The sequence below is a fragment of the Volucribacter amazonae genome (assembly GCF_029783845.1).
Taxonomy (GTDB): Bacteria; Pseudomonadota; Gammaproteobacteria; order Enterobacterales; family Pasteurellaceae; genus Volucribacter; species Volucribacter amazonae.
Genome location: NZ_LWID01000001.1, coordinates 2045646 through 2070632 on the forward strand (window position 1 = coordinate 2045646; position 24987 = coordinate 2070632).

Genomic DNA, 24987 nt, shown 5'->3' on the forward strand with positions numbered 1-24987 from the left:
GATATACCTCATAAAAATAATGATATTTTAAAATTCCGTTAGGCGTATGCTATCAATTTTCGCTACAATAGACGAACAAAATTTTGGCGGGAGAAAAAGGAATGAACCTATTTGCGATCTTTTATATGTTATGTGCCTATTTATTAGGCTCAATTTCCAGTGCCATTTTATTTTGCCACCTTGCCAGATTGCCCGATCCCCGCACACAAGGTTCACAAAACCCCGGGGCAACCAATGTATTGCGCATAGGCGGAAAGTGGTTGGCTTTAGCGGTATTATTGTGCGATATATTAAAAGGTATGCTACCTGTTTGGTTAGGTTATTATTTAGGTTTAACCCAATTTGAATTAGGTATGGTGGCATTGGCGGCTTGTTTAGGTCATATTTTTCCTATTTTCTTTAAATTTAAAGGCGGAAAAGGGGTGGCAACTGCTTTTGGCGCAATCGCCCCCATAGATTGGTCTGTGGCTGGGGCTATGGTGGCTTGTTGGTTACTTGTTTTCTTAGTCAGTGGTTATTCTTCACTAAGTGCAGTGATTACCGCCTTAATTATTCCTTTTGTTGTTTGGTGGGTAAAACCCGAATTTACTTTCCCCGTGGCGCTTGTTTGTTGCCTACTCATTTACCGCCACCATGATAATATCCAGCGTTTATGGCGAGGGCAGGAAGATAAAGTGTGGAATAAGTTGAAATGGAAGTAGAATTTATTTGGTTATGAGAAAAAAGTGCAGTGAATTTTACCGCACTTTTTTTATTTGATTAATTACTGCTATATATAATAAACTCTAGTTTTTCTAAAAATAGTCGTTCCACTTTAAAATGAGACAAGGGGAGACAGTATAAATGGTACACGAAGTATGCCAATAGGATATTATTCTAAAGTGAGACGATTATACATTGAAATAATATTGCATTGACACCCTTTGCTACATTGTCTTATTACAAATTGAAAAAAGGATAAAATAGGGTGCGAAACAAGAATTTTAATGAGATAAAAAGGTTCTTTTATGACAAAACAAATCAATCTTTATCAATATAGCATTCCTGTGGACGCTCAATTAGTGTTGCGTCAGCGTTTTTTGAAAAAACGTGAGGGATTATTGGTGCGTTTATGTTGTGGCGATAATGAAGGTTGGGGAGAAATTGCCCCTTTGCCTGAGTTTAGTCAAGAAAGCCTTGAGCAAGCTAAGCAACAAACGATTGCTTGGCTAACACAATGGCATCAGGATTGTGAAGATAAATTAGCATTAACGGGATTGTATCCCTCTGTGCAATTTGGTTTAAGTTGTGCTTTGGCGGAATTAACCCAGCAACTGGGTAAAGAGGGCTATTATCAAACGGTTCCTCTTTGTTATGGTGATCCTGATGAATTGTATGAACAATTAGATCAAATGCCTGGGGAAAAAATTGCCAAGGTTAAGGTGGGAATGTATGAGGCAAATCGCGATGGTTTAATTGCGGATATGTTATTAGAGGCAATCCCTGATTTAAAATTACGCCTTGATGCCAATCGTCAATGGACAATGGCGAAAGCAGAAATGTTTGCCAAATATGTTAAACCTGAACATCGTCAACGTATTCAGTTTATTGAAGAACCTTGCAAAACCCCTGAGTTAAGCCGCCAATTTGCTCAACAGACAGGCATTGCGATTGCTTGGGACGAGTCGGTGAGAGAAAGCGATTTTTTGGTAAAAAAAGAACCGCACTTGGCAGCAATTATTATTAAACCAACCTTAGTAGGGTCTTTGCAAAAATGCGTGGAGCTAATTCAACAGGCGCATCATCAAGGTATGCAAGCGGTAATTAGTTCGTCCATTGAATCAAGTTTTGGACTAACTCAATTAGCACGCATTGCTCAACAATATACTCCGAATACGATGCCGGGATTAGATACATTAGATTTGATGGATTATCAATTAATACGCTGTTGGCCTGATAGCCCCTTGCCTGTGTTAGGTTTAGATTCTGATTTTATTCAAGAAATTCCGTTGACAGATGAAACCAACAGATAAGACCAGCCTTAATAAAGAACGGGTTATAATGCTCGGATTATTTTGGATTACATAAAAGATTGATCAGTTAATCCCAATAAAAGGAAATAACATGCAACATAAAATTTTAGTATTAAATGGCCCTAATCTCAATATGTTAGGTAAACGTGAGCCTAACCATTATGGGCATTTATCCTTGAGCGATATTGAGCAAAATTTACGACAATTAGTGGCTCAACAAGGGGGACAATTTGATTTTTTTCAAAGCAATAGTGAGGAAAAATTAATTGATAAAATTCACCAAAGTTTTGGTATTGTGGATTTTATTATTATTAATCCAGCGGGATTTACCCATACTTCAGTGGCATTGCGTGATGCGTTATTGGCGGTAGATATTCCTTTTGTTGAGGTACATTTGTCAAATATTCATCAACGTGAGCCTTTTCGTCATCATTCTTATTTTAGTGATGTGGCGCAGGGGGTCATTTGTGGTTTAGGGGCAAAAGGGTATGAATTTGCTGTACAATTTGCGGTTAATTTCCTCGAAAATCAAGCTAACTAGCCTAAAATAACGAAAAAATCACAAAATTTTAAAGAATTTTATCGCCAAAATTAGGATTTTCAGGTAATCTTCTAGGCTGGATTTTCTATTAGCTTATTATGTATGAGATTATTTAAGGCAAATAATGCAAAGATTAGCTTGCTAAATGCCTTGTTTAATTTTAGTTAGCAATATATTAGATGAGCAAGCATTGTTAAATGATGTTGCCATTTGAGTAAAACAACATTTTAAACGGACTATGTATGGATATTCGTAAAATCAAAAAACTTATCGAATTAGTAGAAGAATCGGGCATTATGGAAATTGAAATTTCCGAAGGGGAAGAGTCTGTTCGTATTAGTCGTGGTTCACCCGCTCCCGTAGCAAATAATATTCAATATCAGTTACCAGCAACGCCTGCCCCTGCACCAGCAGTTGCGCCAGCCGCTCCTGCTCCAGTTGTTGAAAATACGCCTACAGCCAGTGATGAATTATTTGGACATATTATCCGTTCGCCAATGGTAGGAACATTCTATCGTAGCCCAAGTCCAGAAGCGGCTCCTTTTGTTGAGGTTGGACAAAGTGTTAAAGTCGGTGATGCCTTATGTATCGTTGAGGCAATGAAAATGATGAACCGCATTGAGGCTGATAAAGCTGGGGTAGTAAAAGCAATTTTAATTAACGATGGCACACCAGTAGAGTTTGATGAGCCATTAATTATCATTGAATAATCTTATTATTTAATAGCAGGCAATCAAGCCTGCTATTTCATTGATTATGTTCAGTACAGTGGAATTATTATGTTAGAAAAAGTCGTTATTGCCAATCGTGGCGAAATCGCTTTGCGTATCTTACGCGCTTGCAAAGAGCTTGGCATTAAAACGGTTGCAGTGCATTCCACCGCCGACCGTGAATTAAAACATGTTTTATTAGCCGATGAAACAATTTGTATCGGTCCTGCACCTTCAACTAAAAGTTATTTAAATGTGCCTGCACTTATTGCCGCTGCGGAAGTAACGGGAGCTGATGCAATTCACCCTGGTTATGGTTTTCTTTCTGAAAATGCAGATTTTGCTGAGCAAGTTGAACGCTCAGGTTTTATTTTTATTGGACCTACCGCAGATGTTATTCGTCTTATGGGTGATAAAGTCTCTGCTATTGAGGCAATGAAAAAAGCGGGAGTACCTTGTGTACCCGGATCAGATGGTCCATTGAGTAATGATATTAAGAAAAATAAAGCTATTGCAAAACAAATTGGTTATCCGATTATTATTAAAGCCTCTGGCGGCGGTGGCGGTCGTGGTATGCGTGTGGTACGCAATGAAGAAGCATTAGAGGAATCTATTGCCATGACTAAAGCCGAGGCAAAAGCCGCGTTTAATAATGATATGGTCTATATGGAAAAATATTTAGAAAATCCACGCCATATTGAAATCCAAGTATTAGCTGATACTCATGGCAATGCAGTGTATTTAGCTGAACGTGATTGCTCAATGCAACGCCGTCATCAAAAAGTGGTAGAAGAAGCACCAGCTCCAGGAATTAGTGAAGAAGTACGGCGTGATATTGGTGAACGTTGTGCCAATGCTTGTCGAGAAATCGGTTATCGTGGTGCAGGTACTTTTGAGTTTTTATACGAAAATGGGCAATTTTATTTTATTGAAATGAATACCCGTATTCAGGTGGAACACCCTGTTACCGAAATGATTACTGGTGTTGATTTAGTCAAAGAACAATTATTGATCGCTTCGGGTTTACCGCTTTCCTTTAAACAAGAGGATATTAAGGTAAAAGGGCATGCGTTAGAATGTCGTATTAATGCGGAAGATCCGAAAAATTTCTTACCATCACCAGGCAAAGTAACCCATTTGCATTCGCCCGGTGGTTTAGGTGTACGTTGGGATTCGCATATTTATGCAGGCTATACCGTCCCTCCTCATTATGATTCTATGATTGCTAAATTAATTACTTATGGCGATACGAGAGAAGTAGCTATTCGCCGTATGCAAAATGCTCTTGCGGAAACCATTATTGACGGTATAAAAACCAATATTCCACTACATGATATTATCCTTAGTGATGAAAATTTCCAAAAAGGTGGAACAAATATTCATTATCTGGAACATAAGCTAGGTATGAAAGATTAATTGATTTATTAATAGGATAAAAGGAAGAGCGATCTTCCTTTTTGTTAATTTAATCACAAGGAATATTGTATGGAAATAAGATCTCGTTATCAACAAGCGGCTAAAGAGGCGAAATGGGCGTTATTTGCCACTATTTTGTATTTAATCGGTTGGTTAGTCTGTGCCTATTTACCGCCCAATAGCTCAGGTCTATTCGGCTTTCCCCTTTGGTTTGAATTATCCTGCATTTATCTTCCTATAGTGTTTATTGTTGTCGCTTATTGGATAATTAAAGTGATTTACCAAGATATTTCCCTCGATCATCAGGATAAATAGGATAATAAATCATGAATTTAGCCATTATTCTCCCTTTAGTTGTTTATTTAATTTTTATTTTCAGTGCTGCTATTTATGCTTATCGCAAACGCTCAAGAGGCGATTTTTTAACCGAGTATTATGTTGGTAACCGCTCAATGACAGGCTTTTTATTGGCAATGACGACCGCTTCTACCTATGCGAGTGCTAGCTCTTTTATTGGCGGACCGGGGGCAGCTTATAAATTTGGTTTAGGTTGGGTTTTGCTAGCAATGATTCAAGTGCCAGTGGTTTGGCTTGCATTAGGTGCATTGGGCAAAAAATTTGCACTATTATCTCGTCAAACCAATGCTCTTACCCTTAATGATTTATTGTTGTATCGTTATAAAAATAAATATTTAGTTTTAGTCGCAGGGATCGCATTATTAATCGCTTTTTTTGCAGCAATGACGGTACAATTTATTGGTGGTGCAAGATTATTAGAAACCACTATTGGCATCAGTTATACTCAATCTTTACTGATTTTTGCCATTACCGTTGGACTTTATACCTTTATTGGGGGGTTTCGTGCGGTGGTATTGACTGACGCCATTCAAGGCACAATTATGATTATCGGCACAATCATTCTATTAGCTGCAGTTATTTATGCGGCAGGTGGTGTAGAAAGTGCGGTAACAAAATTAAATGAAATTGATCCTATGCTTACTACGCCTTATGGACCAAATAATATGCTGGATTTCCAATTTATGACCTCTTTTTGGATTTTAGTTTGCTTTGGGGTAGTGGGATTACCGCATACCGCAGTGCGTTGTATGGCATTTAAAGACAGCAAAGCCTTACACCAAGGTATGCTGATTGGCACCGTTGTATTAAGCATTATTATGTTAGGTATGACCTTATCAGGGGCATTAGGACGCACATTAATTCCTGATCTTGCTATTCCAGATCAAGTCATTCCTACTTTAATGTTACAAGTGTTGCCACCTGTGGTAGCGGGTATATTTTTAGCCGCTCCCATGTCAGCAATTATGTCTACCATTGACGCACAATTAATTCAATCTTCCTCTATTTTTGTCAAGGATATGTATCTCTCGGCGAAACCTGAAATGGTAAAAAACCAGCAAAAAATTCGTTGGTTATCCTCGTTGACCACATTGGGATTAACCCTGTTACTAATTTTTGCTGCTCTTAATCCACCTGATATGATTATTTGGCTTAATTTATTTGCCTTTGGAGGACTTGAGGCAACATTTTTATGGGTGATTATCCTTGGCTTATACTGGGATAAAGCCAATGCGTATGGGGCATTAAGTTCAATGATTATTGGTTTAGCCTGTTATATTATTTTGACCACCACAGGGTTTAAAATTTTTAATTTTCATCAAATTGTACCTTCCCTCGTTTTGGGCTTAATCGCTTTTTTAGTCGGGAATAAATGGGGTGAATATCAACAATCTTTAGCAACAAAGGAAAAATAATTATGGCTTGGATTCAAATCCGCCTAAACAGCACTAATCAACAAGCTGAAATTATCGGCGATTATCTTGAACAATTAGGCTCAGTATCAGTAACCTTTATGGATAGCCAAGATACGCCTATTTTTGAACCTTTACCTGGCGAAACCCGTTTATGGGGCAATACCGATGTTATTGCCTTGTTTGATGCGGAAATCGATATGTCGCCTATTATTCGTGCATTACAAGCGAAACAATATATAACCGATGCAACGGCTTATAAAATAGAACAAATAGAAGATAAAGACTGGGAACGGGAATGGATGGATAATTTCCACCCGATGCAATTTGGTAAACGCTTATGGATTTGCCCAAGTTGGCGTGAAGTACCAGATCCACAAGCCGTTAATGTAATGTTAGATCCCGGTTTAGCATTTGGTACGGGGACGCACCCAACAACAGCACTTTGTCTTGAATGGCTTGATAGTCTAGATTTACAGGGTAAAACTATTATTGATTTTGGTTGCGGCTCAGGCATTTTAGCTATTGCGGCGTTAAAGTTAGGCGCAAAGCAAGCAATCGGCATTGATATTGATCCGCAAGCTATTTTAGCTAGCCGTAATAATGCTATTGCTAATGGGGTAGAAAATAAATTGCAGTTGTATCTAAGCAATGATGTACCTGCAGACCTTTGTGCCGATGTTGTGATTGCGAATATTCTTGCAGGACCATTGAAAGAACTTTATCCAATCATAAGAACCTTGGTCAAACCGCAAGGTAAATTAGGCTTATCTGGAATTTTAGCGACACAAGCTGAGTCAATATGCCAGTGCTATACTGATAGTTTTAGCCTTGATCCTGTTGTTTGTCGTGATGAATGGTGTCGAATTACAGGCAAATTCAAGTAAAAAATCGACAAAAAATGCAAAAATATTATACAAAATCAATAAATCACTAAAATTTACTAATTTGTATAAAAATTACCCTTTGCAAATGCCAAAAAAGTGCGTATTATATCGCACCTTGCCGATTGATAACTGGGTCGGCAAATAGACATAGAAGACAAACAAAGCATATTGAGGGATAAATTATTTAATGCAGATTGGTCAATATAAATTAAAAAATCGCATTATTTTAGCCCCAATGGCAGGGATAACGGATCAGCCTTTCCGTAAACTTTGTGCCTATTATGGTGCAGGATTAACGGTTTCGGAAATGATGTCCACTAATCCTGATGTTTGGCATACGGAGAAATCAAAACTACGTTTGGCTCATGATCAAGCAGCAGGTATTAATGCTGTACAGATTGCAGGAAGTGATCCTGAAGAAATGGCGAAAGCGGCACAAATTAATGTGGAATATGGTGCACAAATTATTGACATTAATATGGGTTGCCCAGCAAAAAAAGTGAATCGTAAAATGGCAGGTTCTGCCCTTTTACAGTACCCCACTTTAGTAAAAGAGATTCTTCAAGCTGTGGTAAACGCAGTTAATGTTCCAGTTACCTTAAAAATAAGAACAGGCTGGGACAAACAAAATCGGAATTATTTACAAATAGCCCAAATTGCAGAGCAGTCTGGAATTCAAGCCTTAACGATTCATGGACGTACAAAAGCCTGTAAATTTGGAGGTAATGCGGAATATGATTCCATTAAAGCGATAAAACAGCATATCAACATTCCAGTTATAGCCAACGGAGATATTGACTCCGCACAGAAAGCGAAGTTTGTGCTAGATTACACTAACGCTGATGCCGTAATGATCGGCAGAGGTGCTCTTGGAAATCCTTGGATTTTTCGTGAAATCTCGCAAGCACTAGAATCAAATTCGGTGATGATTGAAACTGACTTAGCTGAGAAACAACGTGTTGTGTTACAACATATCCAAGATCTTCATCATTTTTATGGTGCAGAAAAAGGATACCGTATTGCACGCAAACATGTGGCTTGGTACTTATCAAACATTCAACCGAATTGCACGTTTAGACAAACTTTTAACGCTCTTACTTCTGCTCAAGCACAAATAACTGCGTTAAAAGAATTTTTTAGTTTAGTTTGAGTGGTCATATATAACAATCCTGTTATATGGATAACTCTAAAGTAATTTATGGATAAAAAACAATGCTAGAACAACAACGTAACCCTGCTGAAGCACTTACTGTATCAACCTTAAATGCACAATCGCAAGTAACCAATAAACCACTTCGTGATTCTGTGAAACAAGCGTTAAGAAACTATTTATCACAATTAAATGGTCAAGACGTGAATGATCTTTATGAGTTAGTCTTAGCAGAAGTTGAACACCCTATGTTGGATATGGTGATGCAATATACTCGTGGTAACCAAACACGAGCAGCGAATATGTTGGGGATTAATCGTGGGACTTTACGCAAAAAATTAAAAAAATATGGTATGGGCTAATCCCGCTGACCTAATATTTTTATTTTGCAGAAAAGACACCTGATGGTGTCTTTTCTTCTTCATCTATTTGTGAATTAATTTCTTTTTCTTTTAAAAATATTTTATTTCTGCGATCTCCCTTCCATTTTTACTTTAAGAAAATATGATTGTTATTTCATCGTTGTTATAGTCGTTCCAATTTTAAATAAAACAAGGCGATGCGCCGAATGCAGTACAAAGAGTACTCTATCAACACTTGTATTATTTTTATGTAGAACGACTATACAAGGTAATAAATATGTATAAAGGAATCACCTTACTGGAAATATTGCTGACTTTATTTATTTTAAGTTTGTTACTAATGAATGTTCCGCCGTTATGGCGTAGCTTGAATGAATATCTTGTCTTAAATAGAGAACAACAGCGATTAAAAATATTTTTACAGCAAATTCAATATTATACAGCAAATAATAATGAAATTTGGTTGTTACTAGCAAATCGTCAATTAACACAGCAACGCTGGTGTTTAACCGCACAGCCTAAAGATCAGTATTTATGTGATTGCTTATTCCCACAACATTGCCCTCAGGCGGTCAATGCATATTTTTATTATCCCTATTTTCCTCAGCAGAGTATGCTAATAAGTCAGCAATATTACCCTACTGAAATTACCCGAATTAATGGCGTGAGGCATACTTTTTCTACCGCATGTTTTGCTTTAAAAGTAGGAGAACGGCAAACTTTATTTAGTTTGTTTAATGTTGGCAGTATAAGGCTAAAAGCGAATGATCCTTTAAGTGCCTGTGCAACGGAGAAATAATAGTGCAAATAAAGCGTTATTCGGGGATTACTTTGGTGGAACTAATGTTATCAATGAGTTTATCTACATTGTTAATAATGACCTTTATTGGCTTTTATCACCAAGTTCAACAACAAAATAAACAAATATTGTTACGCTTACAGTTGCAACAACAGGTACATAACCTATTGAAATTAATCGCTAAAGATTTAAAACGAGCGGGATTTAGAGCAGTAAATGAAAAAGTGCTTGCGAGTAAGGAAGGGAGCAACTTTTTCTTATTTGAACAACCAACAGAAATTAATGCAGTGGCTATCCATTCTACGACAGGTAATGAACAGGATTGTATCCTTTTCTTTTATGATCTTAATGCTGACGGCTGTTTAGGCAAGCATCGTAGCGGACGCTGTGTTGTTGATCAACAAAATCGCAGTAAAGAAATACGCAATGAGTTATTTGGCTACCGCAAACAACATCAACAATTACAAAGCTGGCTAACTTATCGTACTGCGGTAAATGATCGTTGTTATGGTTCAGACTGCAAAAGCTATTTACAAGCCCCTATTTGCCAGCAAAATGGCGGCTGGGTGGGCTTATTAGACGAGCAAACTTATCAAGTTCATAGTTTGAAATTTAATTGGTTAGGGGAAACAGGAATTGAAGTATATTTGAAAATGGGATTACGTCATTATCCTGAGCTTATTTATCAAGCACAAATTGTTGTGCCGTTATTAAATCAATCAAGGTTAGAAAAGTGAGTGGAAAAATAGCAATAGTGGGGGATAATTTTGTTGGAAAAGGTAATGTCCTATTGGGGTTATTAATGTTATTTTCTGCCACGTTATTTATCTTATTATTATATGATGATCAATGGATTCGCTTTCATCGTCAGTTTATTTTTCAGCATCAAGATCAGTTAATACAACATCTTTATTTACAGCAAAACGTGCAAAATAGCAGTAAAACAGAATGTGAGCGTTTGGATTTGTGGTTGGAGACAGATAGCCATTTATTAATATTTGGCACAACAGCACTTCAGCCATCATTGCATCAATATCGTTGGTGTGTGCGAGAAAAGTTATTTAAACAAATACCAAGAAAAAATCGTTTTATTGGGCAATTTGATCATTATGTTAATCAACAAAAATTTTCTCTTTTTGCACCGCACTTTGATCATTTTGACCCTAAAGGCACATTGTACTGGTTTTCACAACCACATTCCCATTGGCAAATTCAACAGGATATTAACGCTATTATTGTGGCACAAGGCGATTTAACCATTACAGGAAAAGGGCATATTCGTGGTTCAGTGATTACACAAGGTGCATTACAGTTAGAACCGCAGATTTCATTAACTTATAGTAAAAATGTGGTGGAATACATTACGCAAAAATTTAGCCGTTGGCAGGTAGCGGAGCAAAGTTGGTATGATTTTACCCCCAATGAATAGAGGAATAAGTCTTATTTCTTTCTTAGTTAGCCTGAGTTTATTCAGTGGGTTATTACTCACTTTGACTACATGGACGGCACAACAACGACGAAGTGCGGTGCAAATTTACCAAGATTTTCAAGGCATACAAATTGCGGAAAATCAATGGCAACGCTTGTGGTTGGGATTAGATTGTGAAGCAGAACAATGGCAAAATAATTTACATTTTCGCATTCATTGTCAAGGACAACAGATTACTGTTAGCTATCCACTAGGGGAAACAAAACTGGTACGCCCTTCTTTTCAATCAACTAGATAAATCTTTAAGCATAATGATAGAATATTAGCGATGATTGATTATAAAGGCAAAAAACAATGTTTACGGTTTATCATTCAAATGATTTAACGATACAAAAGGAAATGTTATTAACCTTAATGGACGTTGATCCCTTAACCGATCCTTTTCAAACAGAAACGATTTTGGTGCAAAGTCCGGGTATGGCACAATGGTTACAATTACAAATCGCCGATAAATTAGGGATTGCTGCTAATTTTCACTTCCCTATGCCCGCCAGTTTTATTTGGCAACAATATTGTGCGAGTTTGCCCGAGGTAAGTGAACAAACCCAATTTAGCAAAGAGGCAATGACTTGGCGTTTAATGGCATTGCTAACTCAAACTGATTTTAAGCCTTTACGTCAATACTTTCATCTTACTGATCAAGCAGATCAACAGAAACTTTACCAACTTGCTCACCAAATTGCCAACCTATTTGACCAATATTTGGTTTATCGCCCTGAATGGATTTTGGCTTGGGAACAAGGAAATGATCAGCTTGTACAACAGGCGATTGCGAGTCAACAAACGCAATCCATGGAACAAATTCTTCCCCATATTCAATGGCAAGCAGAACTATGGCGTGCTTTAATTGCTGATATTCATCGGCAAAATGGTAAGGTATTGCATCGTGCTAATTTGCATCAGCGTTATCTTAATTATTTAGCAAAGCAACGCCCAGACTCTTTGCCGACAAGGTTATTTATTTTTGGTATTTCTGCCTTACCACAAAGTTATTTAGCCACCTTCCAAGCCATGAGCCAGCATTGCCATATCCATTTATTTTTTAATAATCCTTGTCGTTATTATTGGGGGGACATTATTGATCCACATTATTTGCAACGATTAAAATTACGTTCTCGCCAAATTTACCAACAACAGGAAAAAGCCCCTATTTTTTCTTCTGCTCAGCAAGCCCTAATTGAACAATTACAAACAGAACCAGCTTTCACTTATGAACAAAATTTGGTGGGCAATCCTTTATTAGCGAGCTGGGGCAAACTTGGACGAGATTTTCTCTATGCCTTGACGGAATTAGAAAATAACGAAATATCCGCTTTTGTCGATCCTATGGCGGACAAGGAAAGGAATGTGGGATTATTAGCCCAACTTCAGCAGCGTATTTTAAATTTGAATCATCAAAAGCCCTTTAGTTATGATAAAACAGATCGCTCTTTAGTGGTGCAATCTTGCCATAGCCCAATGCGAGAAGTGGAAGTATTACACGATCATCTGCTTGATCTCTTTGAAAAAGATCCCTGTTTAACCCCAAAAGATATTGTCGTAATGATGGCGGATATTGACCGTTATGCCCCTTATATTAATGCAGTATTTGGACAATATAGACAGGATAAACGCTTTATTCCATTTTCCCTATCCGATGGACGTTTAACCGAAAATGATATACTGGTTGCAGGCTTTCTCAAGTTTTTACAAATGAAAGAAAGCCGTTTTAGTGCTGAACAATTACTTGAATTATTAGACATTCCTGCCATTAGAAAAAAATTTGATATTGAACAAGAGGATTTGATAAAACTTCGTTATTGGGTAGAGCAAACAGGCATACGTTTTGGTTTAACGGAACAAATGGAGCAAAGCCAATATAATTCGTGGCAAAAAGGTTTAGAGCGTATGTTACTCGGTTATGCTATGCGTGAGCAAGACGGTATTTGGCAGGATAGTTTAGGGTTTGATCCAAGTTATGGCTTAAAAGGGGGATTAGTTGGGCAATTAGCGGCTTTTGTAGAGCGGATAACCCAGTGGCAACAATATTTAACGCAAACACACCATATTGCGGATTGGTGTGAACATTTATCCCTACTTATTAATGATTTTTTTGCTGAAGACGAAAGTAATAGAGAAATTCTATTATATTTACAACAAACCTTAGGGCAATTTAATCAGCAACTGGCGAATATCCAATATCAAGATCCTATAAGCATTGAGCTCATTGCTGAAGTGCTAACGGAAAAATTGCATAATAGTCAAAATAGCTTACGTTTTTTAACGGGGAAAGTGAGTTTTTGCACCCTATTACCTATGCGATCAATTCCTTTTAAAGTGATTTGTTTATTGGGTATGAATGATGCGGATTATCCTCGCCAACAAGCACGTAACAGCTTTGATTTGATGCAATATCATCAACAAAAGGGCGATCGTTTACGCCGAGAAGATGATCGTTATCTCTTTTTAGAAGCCTTATTATCCGCTCAACAACAGTTTTACCTCAGCTATGTTGGACGTTCTATTATTGATAATCAACGCAAAGAGCCGTCCGTTTTAGTGAACCAACTTTTGGATTATTTGGCTGAAAATATGCCATTATCCGAAACAGAAAATATTAGGGATCTGCTGGTTACTGAACAACCTATGCAATTATTTAGTCCTAAAAATAATGTGAAAAATGACCGCACTTTTACCTTTGCGAAACAATGGCAATCTTTATCACAATCTTCGAATTATCAACTTACTGAATTTATTCAACCTTTACCACAATATCATGGTATTAATGAACAATCTGTGATTGAACTTCCGCAATTAATTGCTTTTATCAAAAATCCAGTAAAATTCTTTTTTGAGCAACGATTAGGAGTTTATTTTAGACAATTACCAGAAACCATTGATGAAAATGAAAACTTTGTACTTGATAATCTTAATTTATATAAGATTAACCAAGCGTTACTTACTCAAACTCCGCAACAACAAGCACAATATTTTGACCAATTAAGGGTAAAAGGTATATTACCTCGTGCTAATTTCGGACAAATTTACGCACAAAAAATTGCGCAACAAGTCAGCCAATTTCAGCAACAAATTCAAGATTATTTACATCAACCTGCTCAACAACAATTTATTTCTTTATCCATTGCGGATATAAAATTGGAGGGTAATATCAACCAATTATATGGCGATCAAAACCAGCGTGTCGCTTGGCGATTAGGGCGTATTCGTGATGAAGATATGATAGAAAATTGGCTTTGTTATCTTGCTCTACAAGCAAGTACGCAACAAACTATCGCACCGGCAATTTTTTATGGTAAACAAAGCAAACCGCAAATTTGCCCATTAATGGATCAATCACAAGCCATTGCTCAATTACAAGTGTATATCAAAGATTATCTTGCCTCAGCTCAGCAATTACAGCTTGTTCCCACTAAGGATATTAAAGCCTATTTAACATTGCTCCAACAGCCAACACCTGTTGAGGAACAACAATATTATCAACATTTTCAGCAAATTGCTCGCAGTGATAATTATCATTATCAAAATGAAGATCCCTATTGGCAACGGGTATTAAGCCAAACCACAACATTAGATCTGGATAAGATTAATCAACAGTTTTTGGCTTGGTTTAGCCATTTATTAAGTGAAAATTAAGATTAAAAATTTTTGAAAAATAGACCGCACTTTATATAGTCGTTTCAATTTAAAATGAGACAAGGCGGAACGCCGAAGACAGTACAAGTAGTACGGCGAGGCATACCAACGCTGTATCATTTTAAAGTGGAACGACTATACTTCATCGTTTAGCTGGATAATAAAGTAAAGATAAAATAGGATTTCATCAAGGGTAAAAATAATCCCACCTTGTTAAAGTGGGGCTTGATATTAATCAATCCAGAGTGGTAACTTAATCATAATTTGTAAACCACCTAGAGGGCTTTTATCCGCCCAAACTTCACCTTGATGCTGCTTAATCGCATTAGCTACAATGGCAAGACCTAAACCTGTTCCACCTGTTTCTCGAGTACGAGCAGCATCAACACGATAGAATGGTTCAAAAATTTGATCATACTCTTCAGGCGGCACCCCGGGACCATCATCATCAACCTGTACCATTAACGATTTATTTTCAAGGTAAACTGATACTTGAATTTTACTATTGGTATATTTCAACGCATTACGAATCACATTTTCAATGGCACTGGATAATGACATCAGGTTACCGTTGATAAAATGTTGCGTTGGTTCATCAATCTGAACTTGAATACGGCAATCTAAATGGCGTTGTTCCGCTTCAAATTGTGCGTCAGAGAAAATATCTTCCCAAATTTCATTAATCGGAAAAGTATCCCTTAATAAATGGCTATTTAATTGTTGGCGTGAAAGTAACAATAAATCATTAATCATTTTATCTAAGCGTTCTGTTTCCATATCAATACGGGTAAGTTCGGTACATTCCCCTTTACGCCGCCGCATTAATGCCGCAGCGAGTTGTAACCTAGTTAAAGGTGTACGTAATTCGTGAGAAATCGCAGAAAGTAAACGCTGTTTATTAGAAATTAGTTCATCAATAGCCTTAATCATTTGATTAAAACTGCGTCCTACTAAACGAAATTCTCTTGTGCCATCTTCTTCTAATTCTTTATTAATTTGGAAATTACCTAAGGCAACAGCATTAGCAGCATAGAGAAAACGTCGCATAGGACGGCTAATACTCCAAGCTAGCCATAATAATAATGGCGAAGAAATTAGCATAAATAGCAATAACATAATAAAAGGGTGATCAAAAATAAAACTGATAAATTCTTGTTGTGGGTTTACTTTGCGAACAAAGTACAACATATAGTTATCTTGTTTATTTTGCCCTGTGGTAATAAGAAATGGTCCAGAAATTTGCACATCAAAAAAACGTTTAGTCATTGGATGAGCAGGATTATCCGATTGATAAATAAATTTTTGTAACGGTTGAACATCATCATCTTTCGCTCCAATAATAGCACGATGACTATTAACTAACACAGGACGAGGCATATTGGGTGGTGGGTCAATATAAGATTCATTGTTTCTTCTTTCTAACCCCAATGCCATAGGGGAATTTAATAAACGTGAAATATGATTATGGCGAATAGCGATAACAACTTCATTTTGGTAATAACGTAGATCATCGCCTTTCAATTCCGTATAAGCACGAGCATCAAGTGTCGGTACAAAAAATGCTAATGCCAATAAAATACTAAAGGTCAGCCAAAATAAAGCAAAAATTTGCACCGTTAATGAATTAATGTGGCTACTAATTCGAGATAATAACATGATATATCATACCAATAAGTGAAAAAGGCTTAATAAAAATTAAGCCTTTGAAAATAAATCATTATTTTTCAGTAACTAACAGATAACCACGTCCTCGGAGAGTTTTAAACCAAGGAAGATCATCATGACGTAATGGTAATTTTTTGCGTAAATTTGACATATGCATATCAATCGCACGATCAAATGGGGTTAAACGCTTGCCTAAAATTTCCATACTTAATAATTCACGAGAAAGAATTTGTCCGGGGTTTCTGACTAAAATTTGCAATAATGCAAATTCAGTACCCGTTAAATCTAAATCACGCCCTTCAAAAATCGCTTGTTGGCGACCCGGATAGAGGGTTACACCACCGAATTCTAATTGTTTACGATCATCGGCGTGGTTAATTTCAATATCAGGTGTCACTTTCAAGTTAGTACGGCGTAAAATGGCTTTAACACGCGCAACTAATTCACGATCATTGAAAGGTTTGGCTAAATAATCATCAGCCCCTAATTCAAGCCCAAGTACTCGGTCAATATCATCACCTCGTGCAGTGAGCATTAATACTGGTGTTGTAAATTTTTGACGAAGTTGTTTTAATGTTTCAATCCCATTGAGTACAGGCATCATCACATCAAGCAACACAATATCATAACTAAGATCGAGCTTTTCTAAGGCTTCTTCTCCGTTATGTACCACTTCCACATCAAAACCTTCCATGCCTAATAATTCGGCAAGTAATTCTGTTAATTCAACATCATCATCAACTAATAAAACTTTCGGCATAATTGTCCCTTTTTATTAATACATATTAAATACTTTCAATAAGACAGAGTCGTTAAGAAAAAGTTCATTTAATCTTTACATTTCTTTTTTACCATATAATTGCTTGAAGATTAAGTATTTTTAACCAAAAACGAGAAGTACCAATAAAACTCTTTAAAAAAACATCATTTATAGTTCAGAAAGTTATTATGCTTTAAATCTTTTGTATGGGAAAAGTGATTATGCCTAGTCAAAGAGAGAGGCAGTTATCATTGAGATTAATTGGTATTAACCTTATTTTTTATTGGAGTTAATGTTAAAGAGAGTTGGAAACCTAAAGCAGTTGAAATTTTTTGTAATGTACTGAGTTTCGGTTCAGTATGACCAGATAAGGCGCGATAAAGATTTTCTCTTGCTATTCCACTGTCTTTGGCTAATTGGTTCATTCCTTTTGCTCTTGCCGCGGTTTTCAATGCTTGAGCAATTTCTTTTTGATCACCATTCACGGTACTTAATGCTAAATAGGCAGAAATGGTTTCATCATCATTTAATACTTCTGCGCTATCCCATTCGTTCAGCACTAAATCTTCTTTATCAAGTTCTACGCTATCAATAATGATTTTTTCGCTCATTGTTATTTCCTTTGTTATTTATAGCTGTAATGCTTTTTTAATGGCTTTTGCTTTGATAATATCTGCCGATTGTGTAGATTTATCGCCACCACATAATAGCAAGTAAGTAATACCATTTTGTTGTGTATAGTAAACTCTGTAGCCCCTGCCAACAAAAATACGCATTTCAAACACACCATCACCAACACTTTTTACATCGCCTAAATTACCATCATTTTCTGCTCGATCAATACGGTTGATAATAGCTACTTTGGCTTTTAAATCTTTCAAGCCTTTTAACCATTTGATAAATCCAGTTGTACGTTGAAAATGCAGTTTAGGTTTATTCATAAAATTGAAATACATGTATCATTTGTGATTACATTGTAGCATTAGAAATACAAAAATCAATTTTTAAATTATAGTCGTCCCACTTTAAAATAATACGGGACTAGCACGCCTTACTCTGCTATTTGTACTGTTTTCGCTATACTGTCTAATTGAAAGGACTAGAGTGTTCAAATAGGAAACAAAATTACTGCTTTTAATCAGTCATTAATTATCATGATTTTTTAATTTATCTAATTTTAAAGCAATAGAAAAATAGTCAAAGACAAACAAGGACAATAAACCGTTGTTTCTATTGTATTTTTAGGGTGTTTTTGGACGTGGGCGAACGTATTAAAACAGTATCATGGCGGTGAGAGGGGGATTCGAACCCCCGATGCACTTTCGCACATACACGCTTTCCAGGCGTGCTCCTTCAACCACTCGGACATCTCACCTTAGGGATTTGCTTGAACAAGCAAGGCTGAGAAATATAAGACCTTATGGGGATTTCGTCAAGTGTTTTTTGTTTTTTCTTGACTTAGTAGATGATTTTTTTACCTAAAAAGGCGTAGAATAATTTACCTATTGTTTTTGCCGAGAAGATTATGTTGAGTAAATGGTTATTAAATAAAAATGCGTTATTAGCAGTGCTTCCTTTTAGTGCATTACGCGACAGCATTAAAGCGGGTTATGATCGCCGTAGTTTAATGAAAGACTTAGTTGCAGGATTAACGGTTGGGATTATTGCTATTCCACTTTCTATGGCATTAGCGATTGCTAGTGGTGTTGCTCCTCAACATGGCTTATATACAGCGATTGTAGCAGGAATTGTGATTGCCGTATTAGGTGGTTCACGTTTCAATATTTCTGGGCCTACTGCTGCTTTTGTGGTTATCCTTTATCCTGTTACTCAACAATTTGGGTTAAGTGGTCTGCTATTGGCAACATTATTATCTGGCATAATCTTAATTCTTATGGCGTTATTCCGTTTAGGAAGGCTAATTGAGTATATTCCTTTGTCCGTTACTCTTGGTTTCACTTGTGGCATTGGTATTGTCATTACAGTTTTGCAAATTAAAGATTTTTTAGGCTTAAATATTGTTGAAATGCCACCGCACTTTTTAGCTAAACTTGCGGTGATTATTTCCGCATTGCCAAGCCTAAATTGGGCGGATACGGCTGTAGGATTAACGACATTATTGGTATTAACCCATTGGTATAAGTTAAAATTGCCCATTTCAGGGCATTTGCCTGCTGTAGTACTAGGAACATTATTGGCATTATTATTACAGTATTTTGATTATCACGTTGCGACCATAGGATCCGCTTTTCATTATACCCTTGCTGATGGAAGTATTGGTTATGGTATTCCTAATGCGCTGCCTGAATTTATATTGCCTTGGAAAATCGCTGATGAACAGGGAAATATGGTTGCTTGGGATTTTGATCTGTTACAAGCCTTGTTACCTGTGGCATTTTCTATGGCGGCATTAGGGGCGATAGAGTCCTTACTTTGTGCAGTGGTATTAGATAATATGACCGCCACTAAGCATCATTCTAATAATGAATTACTTGCACAAGGTATTGGTAATCTTGTTGTGCCATTTTTAGGAGGAATTACCGCTACGGCAGCCATTGCTCGTTCAGCGGCAAATGTCAAAGCAGGAGCGGTATCGCCATTGGCTAGCGTTTTTCATGGGGTATTGGTGCTATTGGCGTTATTATTTTTTGCCGATTATCTTTCTTATCTTCCTCTTTCCTCTATGTCGGCATTATTATTGGTGGTGGCTTGGAATATGGCAAACATTGGGCAAATTATTCCGTTTTTACGTCGCTCGGGGAAAAGTGAATTTGCTCTATTGTTCATTTGTGTCATATTGACGGTTATTTTTGATATGGTAATTGCCATCAGTGCCGGAGTGTTATTAGCTAGTTTACTATTTATTAAAAGCATTGCAGAAATGACCAAATCCGTTGAGCTAAATTTACCTGATGATTTAGAGGATACGGTTGTTTATCGTATTAGTGGTCCTCTATTTTTTGCTGCCGCCGATAATGTATTTGCGGATTTACACGAAAAAACCACAAACAATGAACGAAATATAAAACATATTGTTTTACAATGTGAGGCTGTTACGGTGCTAGATTCAGGGGGAATTCACGCTTTAACAGGCTTTATACAAAATATGCAAGCGGAACAACAATTATACCTCTGTAATTTGCAATTCCAGCCGTTAAAAGCCTTAGTCAAAGCAAATATGCTTAAAGAAATTCAGCAAATTCATTTTGCTTCAGAACTTAATGATGTATTTAACCAAATTAGACAGCGGTAGAATGACGATATTTATCTAGCAACGAAAAATAATGCGCCCAAGCGAAATATTTGCCGGGATCAATTTTTCTGGTGGGGGCAATATGACAATGCCCCACAATCCGTTCTAAGGTTATTAACGGATAATGTTGCATAATTTGTTGAGTCAGTTCAGCCAGTTTTTGATATTGTAATTCAGTAAAGGCTTGCTGATCACTCCCCACTAACTCAATACCAATAGAAAAATCATTGCATTTTTCTCGTCCTGCAAAACAAGATACGCCTGCATGCCAAGCACGTTGGTTAAAATTAACATATTGAATAAGTTCGCCTTGCCTGCCAATTAGACAATGGGCAGAAACACGCAGGTCTTTAATTTGCTGAAAATAAGGGTGCTGACTGGGATCTAATTTTCCTTGAAAAAAGTCATTGATATACCTTACCTCAAATTGTTCTGGTGGCAAGCTAATATAATGAATAACCAGTAAGGATATATCGGTAGGATCAGGACGTTGATCGTAATGAGGCGAAGGTATTTGCTCTGCATTTTCTAGCCAGCCTTGTTGTATTTTTAATGGTTTTTTCTGCATAAAAATTTTTATTTTGTGATAGGTATTCCAAAAAGTGCGGTCAATTTTAGCAATATTTTTTCTTTTTGCTGAATTTATTACAAAATTTTCTTGCCAATATTATCTTCATTTTGGGAGGGAAAGGTATGCAATCCTATTTAATTAGTATCTTTTATCAAACTCGTATAAGAAAAGGCTTTACCTTAATTGAATTAATGATTGTGGTGGCAATTATTGCTATTTTAGCCACCATAGCTATTCCGTCATATCAAAACCACACTAAAAAAGCGGCAATATCCGAGCTATTACAAGCGGTAGCCCCTTATCGCTCTGAGGTAGAGCTTTGTGTTTATACCACTAACGATGTGAAAAAATGCAGTGGAGGACAAAATGGTATTCAAGCCAATTTAACCGAAAGTAAAAGCCGTTATCTATCTAGCATTACAGTTAATGGTGGCGTAATCAGCGTTGAAGGTAAAGGGAGTTTACAAGACATTGGATACAGTTTAACGGCACAAGGGGACTTGAGCAAAGGTGTATCTTGGGTAACCGCTTGTAAAGGCGACAAAAATTTGTTTCCTACGGGATTTTGTGGCGATTAAAACTAGCCTTTGGAGGGGAAGATGAACTATCCAACAACAAAGGAATATCCAAAAAAATTACCTGTAATCACCAGTGTTGATGGAAAACAATTTGCGATTTCCGCTGAACAATGGCAACAAAACCAACAGCAACAGGCTTTATTACTGCGTTATCTTGCCTTGCCATTACAGCAAGATGAACGTTGTTTATGGCTAGCTATTGATAATTTAACCAATTTATCTGCTTGTGAAGCCTTTTCTTTTTTAACTGGAAAAATGGTTGAGCCTGTGTTACTTGCTCCAACACAATTAAAGGCATTGTTACAACAGCTAACGCCACAACAACAGATAGCCGAAAGTGAGCAGGCACAACTCACTTATCATCTCAATAAAGATGATGAACACAGCTTACAACAGGAAGGGCCTGTTATCCGTTTATTAGAAACATTGTTACAACAAGCGATTGAACAAAAAGCCTCTGATATTCATATTGAACCACAGACGGATTGTTTAAGAGTGCGTTTTCGTATTGATGGTGTATTACAAACGCAACCAACTTTACCGCTGAATTTTGCTAATCAAATTATTTCTCGCCTAAAATTATTAGCAAAATTAGATATTAGTGAAACTCGCCTCCCTCAAGATGGTAGATTTCATTTTGATAGTGCGTTTGTGGATAAATTGGATTTACGCTTATCCACCTTGCCTACCCATTTAGGCGAAAAAATCGTATTGCGCTTACAACAAAATAAACCTGTTAATTTTACCTTTGCTGAACTTGGTATGACTTTAAGCCAACAACAGCAATTTGAACAGGTATTATCTCAACCGCAAGGGCTTATTTTGGTAACAGGCCCTACGGGAAGTGGTAAAAGTCTTTCTTTGTATAGTGCATTACAATGGCTTAATCATAGTGAAAAACATATTTTAACCGCCGAAGACCCAATAGAAATTGTGCTTGACGGAATAATCCAAACCCAAATTAATCCCTTAATTGGATTAAGTTTTAGTAAATTATTACGCACTTTTTTACGTCAAGATCCTGACGTAATTATGTTAGGTGAAATTCGTGATGAAGAAAGTGCTAATATGGCGATAAGAGCATCACAAACAGGGCATTTAGTGCTATCTACTTTGCATACTAACGATGCACCTTCTGCTATTGCTCGATTACGTCAATTAGGAATTAAACCTTATGAAATAAGCCATAGTCTTTTATTAGTTGTAGCACAACGGCTTGTGCGTAAATGCTGTTTGTTGTGTCAACAACACAATGATTCTCCTTGCCAGTGTTATCAAGGCTATCAAGGACGAACGGGGATTTATCAATTCTTGCTCCCACAAAAACAGCAAACTCAATCTCTGGATTATCAACTGGATTTTCAAACATTAAGACAAAGTGGATTAGCCAAAGTAAAACAAGGTATCACTGATTTAGCCGAGCTTAATCGTGTATTGGGAGAAGATGAATATGCCTAAAGAAAAATTGTTTTATTGGCGAGGAAAAAACCGTTTTCAACAGCAACAACGGGGTGTGATTATTGCTCAAACAGCCCTACTTGCGGAGCAAATGTTATTTCAACGAGGGCTACAACAGATTAAATTACAACGTAATTGGCAACTAAGGCATCGTATTAATCATAAAGAGATTTGTGCCTTATTGACTCAATTAGCAACTTTGTTAAAAGCAACAATTCCTCTTAATCAAAGTTTGCATTTATTATGGCAACATTGTGAAAATTTAGCCCTGTATGCTTGGTTAAAATTAATTATTACCGATATTGAAAATGGCTATTCATTTTCCCAAGCCTTATCTCAACACCAATCTTATTTTACCGCTCAAGAACAACAATTAATTAAAGCAGGTGAAATGACAGGGCAATTAGTTGATGTTTGCCAACAAATTGCTTTACAACGTCAACAACAGCTTAGATTGCAACAAAAAGTGCAGAAAATTTTAGTTTATCCGATAGCGGTATTATTGATTTCTCTGCTCTTAACCTTGCTACTCTTATGGTTTATCGTGCCACAATTTGCACAAATGTATGATGAACAAACGGATTTACCTATGTTCACACAATTACTTTTATCTTTTTCCCATTATTTACACCAATATGGTTTAATGAGCTTATTGATTATATTGATATTAGGCGGGGTAATACATAAAGCATTAAAATCCTCTTTATGGTTTTATCATCAGAAAATAAAGTGTTTAGGATATATTCCTTTGTTTAATCGTCTATTGATATTGATGAGAACCATAAATTTTTGCCAAGCCCTTGGATTAATGTTGCAAGCAGGGCTTCCTATTCAACAAGCCTTACAATCTTTTTTGCCTTTATCTATAAACAAACCAACAAAGCAAATTCCCATAAAAGCTGATCCTATTTTAGCCAATGAAGCACAACATATTTTGCAATCTTTACAACAGGGATATTGTTTTTCTGAAAGTATTAATGAAGGCTTTTTACCGCAACAAGCATTAAAAATGTTACAAATTGGCGAGAAAAGTGGAAAAATGGTATTTATGTTGCAACAAGTTACCCAATATTATCGTGAACAACTTGAACATAAACTGGATTTACTTGCTCAATTACTTGAACCTCTATTAATGTTAATTATTGGTAGTGTCATTGCTATTATTATGCTGGGTATGTATTTACCATTATTTAATATGGGGAATATATTGTGAGCTTAATTATTGTTGGTTTTTGGGGAGGAATTATGGGGATAATCGTCCATTATTTATGCCAGAGTTTTATGTATCGTCTTAAGTATGAAGTTTATCAAAATTACCAAATACTTTTTTGTCAAAATCAGGCGATTTTATCCCCATATTTGCCATTAACATGGCAGGACTATTTAAAGTGCGGTGGTTTTTGGCATTATTTTTGTATTTTTGCAGGGATATTCACGCTCATTTCTTACATAATTTCAGCTTGGCAATTCATCATAATCTATGGTCTATTTCTCAGTATAATTTGTACCATTAGCATTATTGATTGGCAACATCGTTTAATTTCAATTTCTTTATGTCAAAGCCTATTATGGTTAGCAATGATCGTTGCTTGGTTAGAATGGCACTTTATGCCACTTGAACAAGTGTTAGCAAGCATTATATTTGGTTTCACTTGCGGTTATTTACTTTATTATACGAGCAAATGGGTTTGGCAAAAAGAAGCATTAGGGCGAGGGGATTATTGGTTAGTAGCAGGATTAGCTGGTTTTATTCATTGGTTACAGTTACCTTTATTTTTCTTCCTAGCAAGTACTATGGGGCTAGTCTATGTTTTTTATCAATATCTCAAAGGAAATAGGTTAAGAGAAATCCCTTTTGCCCCCTTTTTATCCTTATCGGCAGCCTTATTATTGTTGTTAAATATGTTTGAAACTGGATAGAGAAAAATACGCCA

General features: G+C 36.5%; 25 protein-coding genes and 1 tRNA gene. 20 read left to right on the plus strand and 6 right to left on the minus strand.

Going from position 1 to position 24987, the window contains the following annotated elements:
• Positions 1-101: 101 nt before the first annotated feature.
• The 15 genes from plsY to recC all read left to right on the plus strand — a co-directional run bounded on the left by plsY (position 102) and on the right by recC (position 14768).
• The gene (plsY, locus tag A6A20_RS09840) at positions 102-701 is read left to right on the plus strand and encodes a glycerol-3-phosphate 1-O-acyltransferase PlsY (RefSeq protein ID WP_279573258.1); all 600 of its coding nucleotides are present in this window, start codon (positions 102-104) and stop codon (positions 699-701) included.
• A gap of 306 nt (positions 702-1007) precedes the next feature.
• Positions 1008-2012: an o-succinylbenzoate synthase gene (menC, locus tag A6A20_RS09845; RefSeq protein ID WP_279573259.1), complete on the plus strand. Its 1005-nt coding sequence runs from the start codon at positions 1008-1010 to the stop codon at positions 2010-2012.
• Positions 2013-2103: 91 nt separating this feature from the next.
• A complete protein-coding gene (gene aroQ, locus A6A20_RS09850) occupies positions 2104-2553 on the plus strand; it encodes a type II 3-dehydroquinate dehydratase (RefSeq protein WP_279573260.1) in 450 nt (149 codons plus the stop codon).
• Positions 2554-2795: 242 nt separating this feature from the next.
• Positions 2796-3263, plus strand: a complete 468-nt coding sequence (accB, locus tag A6A20_RS09855; protein WP_279573261.1) for an acetyl-CoA carboxylase biotin carboxyl carrier protein — start codon at positions 2796-2798, stop codon at positions 3261-3263.
• A gap of 69 nt (positions 3264-3332) precedes the next feature.
• A complete protein-coding gene (accC, locus tag A6A20_RS09860) occupies positions 3333-4679 on the plus strand; it encodes an acetyl-CoA carboxylase biotin carboxylase subunit (RefSeq protein WP_279573262.1) in 1347 nt (448 codons plus the stop codon).
• A 69-nt stretch (positions 4680-4748) separates the two neighbouring features.
• Positions 4749-4994 (plus strand): YhdT family protein, encoded by a 246-nt coding sequence (locus tag A6A20_RS09865; RefSeq protein WP_279573263.1) that lies wholly within the window; start codon positions 4749-4751, stop codon positions 4992-4994.
• Between the two features lie 11 nt (positions 4995-5005).
• Positions 5006-6451, plus strand: a complete 1446-nt coding sequence (gene panF, locus A6A20_RS09870; protein WP_279573264.1) for a sodium/pantothenate symporter — start codon at positions 5006-5008, stop codon at positions 6449-6451.
• Between the two features lie 2 nt (positions 6452-6453).
• The gene (gene prmA / locus A6A20_RS09875) at positions 6454-7335 is read left to right on the plus strand and encodes a 50S ribosomal protein L11 methyltransferase (protein ID WP_279573265.1); all 882 of its coding nucleotides are present in this window, start codon (positions 6454-6456) and stop codon (positions 7333-7335) included.
• 187 nt (positions 7336-7522) lie between these two features.
• Positions 7523-8485 (plus strand): tRNA dihydrouridine synthase DusB, encoded by a 963-nt coding sequence (gene dusB, locus A6A20_RS09880; RefSeq protein ID WP_279573266.1) that lies wholly within the window; start codon positions 7523-7525, stop codon positions 8483-8485.
• 62 nt (positions 8486-8547) lie between these two features.
• A complete protein-coding gene (gene fis, locus A6A20_RS09885) occupies positions 8548-8847 on the plus strand; it encodes a DNA-binding transcriptional regulator Fis (protein WP_132689282.1) in 300 nt (99 codons plus the stop codon).
• Between the two features lie 277 nt (positions 8848-9124).
• Positions 9125-9646 (plus strand): type IV pilus minor pilin ComGF family protein, encoded by a 522-nt coding sequence (locus A6A20_RS09890; protein ID WP_279573267.1) that lies wholly within the window; start codon positions 9125-9127, stop codon positions 9644-9646.
• 2 nt (positions 9647-9648) lie between these two features.
• The gene (locus tag A6A20_RS09895) at positions 9649-10383 is read left to right on the plus strand and encodes a hypothetical protein (RefSeq protein ID WP_279573268.1); all 735 of its coding nucleotides are present in this window, start codon (positions 9649-9651) and stop codon (positions 10381-10383) included.
• Complete coding sequence (locus tag A6A20_RS09900) at positions 10380-11075, plus strand: DUF2572 family protein (protein ID WP_279573269.1); 696 nt, start codon at positions 10380-10382, stop codon at positions 11073-11075. The genes A6A20_RS09895 and A6A20_RS09900 overlap by 4 nt, the downstream gene beginning before the upstream one ends.
• Positions 11068-11373, plus strand: a complete 306-nt coding sequence (locus A6A20_RS09905) for a DUF5374 domain-containing protein (RefSeq protein ID WP_279573785.1) — start codon at positions 11068-11070, stop codon at positions 11371-11373. Before A6A20_RS09900 ends, A6A20_RS09905 begins: the two co-directional genes overlap by 8 nt.
• 56 nt (positions 11374-11429) lie before the next feature.
• Complete coding sequence (gene recC / locus A6A20_RS09910; RefSeq protein ID WP_279573270.1) at positions 11430-14768, plus strand: exodeoxyribonuclease V subunit gamma; 3339 nt, start codon at positions 11430-11432, stop codon at positions 14766-14768.
• Between the two features lie 231 nt (positions 14769-14999).
• On the opposite strand, the gene cpxA is transcribed toward recC, so the two are convergent.
• The 5 genes from cpxA to A6A20_RS09935 all read right to left on the minus strand — a co-directional run bounded on the left by cpxA (position 15000) and on the right by A6A20_RS09935 (position 18568).
• Positions 15000-16424 (minus strand): envelope stress sensor histidine kinase CpxA, encoded by a 1425-nt coding sequence (gene cpxA, locus A6A20_RS09915; protein WP_279573271.1) that lies wholly within the window; start codon positions 16422-16424, stop codon positions 15000-15002.
• Between the two features lie 61 nt (positions 16425-16485).
• Entirely contained in the window at positions 16486-17193 is a 708-nt protein-coding gene (gene cpxR / locus A6A20_RS09920) for an envelope stress response regulator transcription factor CpxR (protein ID WP_279573272.1), read from the minus strand.
• Positions 17194-17450: 257 nt separating this feature from the next.
• Positions 17451-17804 (minus strand): addiction module antidote protein, encoded by a 354-nt coding sequence (locus A6A20_RS09925; RefSeq protein ID WP_279573273.1) that lies wholly within the window; start codon positions 17802-17804, stop codon positions 17451-17453.
• A gap of 18 nt (positions 17805-17822) precedes the next feature.
• Entirely contained in the window at positions 17823-18134 is a 312-nt protein-coding gene (locus A6A20_RS09930) for a type II toxin-antitoxin system RelE/ParE family toxin (protein WP_279573274.1), read from the minus strand.
• A 344-nt stretch (positions 18135-18478) separates the two neighbouring features.
• Positions 18479-18568 (minus strand) — tRNA-Ser (locus A6A20_RS09935).
• A gap of 150 nt (positions 18569-18718) precedes the next feature.
• Here A6A20_RS09935 and dauA point away from each other — a divergent pair.
• On the plus strand, positions 18719-20446 hold the full coding sequence (dauA, locus tag A6A20_RS09940; RefSeq protein ID WP_279573275.1) for a C4-dicarboxylic acid transporter DauA: 1728 nt from the start codon (positions 18719-18721) through the stop codon (positions 20444-20446).
• On the opposite strand, the gene ampD is transcribed toward dauA, so the two are convergent.
• Entirely contained in the window at positions 20433-21014 is a 582-nt protein-coding gene (gene ampD, locus A6A20_RS09945; RefSeq protein WP_279573276.1) for a 1,6-anhydro-N-acetylmuramyl-L-alanine amidase AmpD, read from the minus strand. The two genes, dauA and ampD, sit on opposite strands and share 14 nt — an antisense overlap.
• A 125-nt stretch (positions 21015-21139) precedes the next feature.
• Here ampD and A6A20_RS09950 point away from each other — a divergent pair, with 125 nt between their 5' ends.
• Genes A6A20_RS09950 through A6A20_RS09965 form a run of 4 tightly spaced genes read left to right on the plus strand, consistent with a single transcriptional unit; the run spans position 21140 to position 24973 of the window.
• Positions 21140-21595 carry a prepilin-type N-terminal cleavage/methylation domain-containing protein gene (locus A6A20_RS09950; RefSeq protein WP_279573277.1) on the plus strand — a complete coding sequence of 152 codons (456 nt, stop codon included), beginning with the start codon at positions 21140-21142 and terminating at the stop codon, positions 21593-21595.
• A 21-nt stretch (positions 21596-21616) separates the two neighbouring features.
• Entirely contained in the window at positions 21617-23053 is a 1437-nt protein-coding gene (locus tag A6A20_RS09955) for a GspE/PulE family protein (protein WP_279573278.1), read from the plus strand.
• The gene (locus tag A6A20_RS09960) at positions 23046-24266 is read left to right on the plus strand and encodes a type II secretion system F family protein (RefSeq protein WP_279573279.1); all 1221 of its coding nucleotides are present in this window, start codon (positions 23046-23048) and stop codon (positions 24264-24266) included. The genes A6A20_RS09955 and A6A20_RS09960 overlap by 8 nt, the downstream gene beginning before the upstream one ends.
• A complete protein-coding gene (locus tag A6A20_RS09965) occupies positions 24263-24973 on the plus strand; it encodes a prepilin peptidase (protein WP_279573280.1) in 711 nt (236 codons plus the stop codon). Before A6A20_RS09960 ends, A6A20_RS09965 begins: the two co-directional genes overlap by 4 nt.
• The last annotated feature ends 14 nt before the right edge of the window (positions 24974-24987 follow it).